The sequence below is a fragment of the Nosocomiicoccus massiliensis genome (genome assembly GCF_000438455.1).
In the GTDB taxonomy this organism is placed as follows: domain Bacteria; phylum Bacillota; class Bacilli; order Staphylococcales; family Salinicoccaceae; genus Nosocomiicoccus; species Nosocomiicoccus massiliensis.
In genome coordinates this window covers 1-2,949 of the sequence record NZ_CAVG010000004.1, presented here as the reverse complement: position 1 = coordinate 2,949, position 2,949 = coordinate 1, and the positions used below count along the sequence as shown (strand labels likewise).

General features: G+C 33.9%; 3 protein-coding genes. 1 reads left to right on the top strand and 2 read right to left on the bottom strand.

Translation table 11 applies throughout. The features are described from left to right. The coding region (locus tag TJ68_RS08450; protein ID WP_040928092.1) for a hypothetical protein at window positions 1-303 on the top strand (303 nt) is incomplete at its 5' end. 32 nt (window positions 304-335) lie between these two features. Here the strand turns inward: TJ68_RS08450 and TJ68_RS00115 are convergent. After that, on the bottom strand, window positions 336-1,100 hold the full coding sequence (locus TJ68_RS00115; RefSeq protein WP_040928091.1) for a MarR family winged helix-turn-helix transcriptional regulator: 765 nt from the start codon (window positions 1,098-1,100) through the stop codon (window positions 336-338). Window positions 1,101-1,192: 92 nt separating this feature from the next. Continuing rightward, window positions 1,193-2,949: oligoendopeptidase F (gene pepF / locus TJ68_RS00110; protein ID WP_040928090.1), on the bottom strand; the 1,757-nt coding region annotated here is incomplete at its 5' end.

Sequence of the window (2,949 nt, the reverse complement as noted above, 5' to 3'; positions counted from 1 at the left end):
GAGCCAAGACTCGGTGAAGCAGTAAAAGTGAGAGTTATTGGATTTAATGAGCATAACGAAATGAACGGTTCATTTATCGAAAAAGCATATAAAAAGATCGATACCGATGCTGATGAAATTTACGAGTATTTACTTCTTAACGGTGGAGCGATGGTCTATAACGATAAATCATCGCCAGAAGATATCAAATCGATATTTAACATGTCTAAAGCGAGTTTTAAACGTGCCTTAGGTAGCTTAATGAAAGATGGTAAAATTACGCAAGATAAAAGAGGCACATATATTAAAAAAGAGCGCGAATAAGCGCTCTTTTTGTTTACACCAATAATATTATGTTAACTTTTATAAAAATAAGTCATATCGAATATAATCATCTTGATTTTCTGTTCAAAAAAATCATGATTTTCTAATACGCTCACATAATTAGCTTCTTTAGGCACATTGACATATAAGTGGTTCGCATAGTCATCATATGCATATGATATAACATCTTTTAAAATTGCATTTAACGCATCTTCCTTCGGTAAAGTTTCAGAAAGTATTAATTCAGCCATCCATTCATCGTGTTTTTTATAGAGAAGGGAAGTACCATCACTCATTTTCCACATATTACCGTCTTTATAGAACGTTGTTTTCTCATTATCTATTTTCTTCTGTTCTACTGACTCTACATTTAATGCTTCTTTGTTATAAATTTTAATGACTTTTAATAATGCATCATTAAATAATTCTTTTTCCTCTTCAGATAGATGTTTGAACGTTTCAATAAATGATTGTTCTTGTTCAATTTCAATTTGCTTTTTCTTTACATGTCCATCTTTAGTTAGCTTTAAAACAAAACTTCGTTTATCATGTTTTGATTGCAGACGTTCGATTAACTGTTTATTAACAAGACTTTTAATCGTGCGGCTTAAAAACCCTCTATCGATATGAAGTGCTTCCTCGATTTGGCGTGCTGTGACTTGCTCATTGTCACCAACATAGTCAATCACATCTAATTCAGCTTTCGTTAGACCAATTTTAGTAGAGTTCAGTCTGTGATTAAGGTTTTCATAAAATTGTATAAATTCATTAATTGTCTGTTTTAATTGATTATTCATAGCATCACCTAATATATTTGAGTAGGTCAATTATATTAAAATTAGTTGATGAAATCAAATACCCCTTTAGTTTGTCTAAAGGGGTAGTGTAATTATGATAATTTTTCTAATTCGTCGATGAGTTCACCGATATATTTAATCGTATTATCAAGTGGTTCACTTGTTGTAATATCAACACCTGCATGTTTTGAAAGTTCTACTGCATTTTTCTTACCACCGAGTTTTAAGACTTCTAACCAGTCATCCACTGCTGGTTGTCCTTCGTTTAAAATTCGTTTAGATACTTCTGTTGAGATCGTAAGTCCTGCAGAATACGTATATGGATATAATCCCATATAGTAGTGTGGTTGTCTCATCCATGTAAGTTCAGCACCTTCAGTGATTTCTACGTCATCTCCCCAGAATTCCTCTAGTACTTCACGTTTAATTCGATTTAAATCTGCAGCAGTTACTGTTTCGTAGTTATCGACCATTTTGTACACTTCACGCTGATATGCCGCTTCAAGTAAGTGTGTTACAAAGTTATGGTAATACGTTCTAGAAATAATAGAACTAATCACCCAGCGCTTAAATTTATCGTTATCACTCGTTTTTAATAAGTGATTTGCCATTAACATTTCATTTAATGTTGATGGTGCTTCGATAAAGTATAGAGAAGGGCGTGTATCAAAAATATTGTTTTCTCTATTTGCATTGTAGAAGTGCCCTGCGTGACCAAGTTCATGTGCAAGAACGAAAACTTCTTCCATAAGTGACGTCCAAGTAATTAAAATATACGGATGTACACCATACGGGCTCGAGCAAAACGCACCTGTTGATTTACCTTTATTCGATACAAAATCAATCCAGCGTTCATCGTATGAACGGTTGATCATGTTGACGTAGTCTTCTCCCATCACGCTTAATCCGTCGAGTATATATTTACGTGATTCTTCAATCGTAATTTCTGGTTCTGAATCTGGATCAAGTGAAATTTTTAAATCTTCAAATTTCATGTGTTCGATATTGTTTTCTTTTTGTAAAAGTTTAGCATAGCGTCTCATATGTGGTGCAAGATCTTTCATAATCGTGTCGATTTGACGGTCATATAACTCACGTGGTACTTCTTGATCATGGAGTAGGTAGTCGATGACTGAATCGAATCCACGTAAGTCTGCTTCTGCTTTTTCTTTTTTCAAATGTAAATCATATGTCGCAGCAGTCGTATGTTCATACTTTCTTAGTACGTCGCTAAACTGTCTAAACGCTGTGCGACGAACTTCTTCGTCACGGTGTGATTCTAATTCACCTTCAAATGATAAATAAGAAAGTGGGTATTCTTTACCGTCTACAGTAAACGAACCGAAGTCTAAATCGAGTAATTTCGTTTTTAAATACAGTTCGTATGGACCACTAAACACATTACTAAAACTAGCGAGTGCTTTTTCAACTTTTGGATCGAGTTGATACGGTTTAAAACGTAGTAAGTGATCGATATATCCAGTATATTCTTCTTTTTTATCTTTAATTTGAGTTAAAAAGTTTTCATCTTTACTTAGTAAATCACTCGTTAAGAATGATGTCTCTGTTGAAAATAGAGTAGACGTCGTACCGACAACGCTAGAAAGTTTTTGTGCTTCAGCATCACTCTGATCACTCGATAGTTTTAAACTAGAATATGTACTAACTACTACGAGTTTCTCTAATAGTGAACGATACGCATCAATTGCATCAACTGCAGCGTCAACGTCATTTAATTTGCCTTCAAACTTTGCATTAAATGCTTGAATGTCTTCTTTTAAAGCAACACATTTCTCTTTTGCTTCTTCGTCATTTTTACATAAATCCGTTAAGTCCCATGTGTAATTCA

Bases quoted from the DNA above. Each gene is read 5' to 3' on its own strand.
- TJ68_RS00115 (WP_040928091.1), bottom strand. From the start codon at position 1,100: ATGAATAATCAATTAAAACAGACAATTAATGAATTTATACAATTTTAT.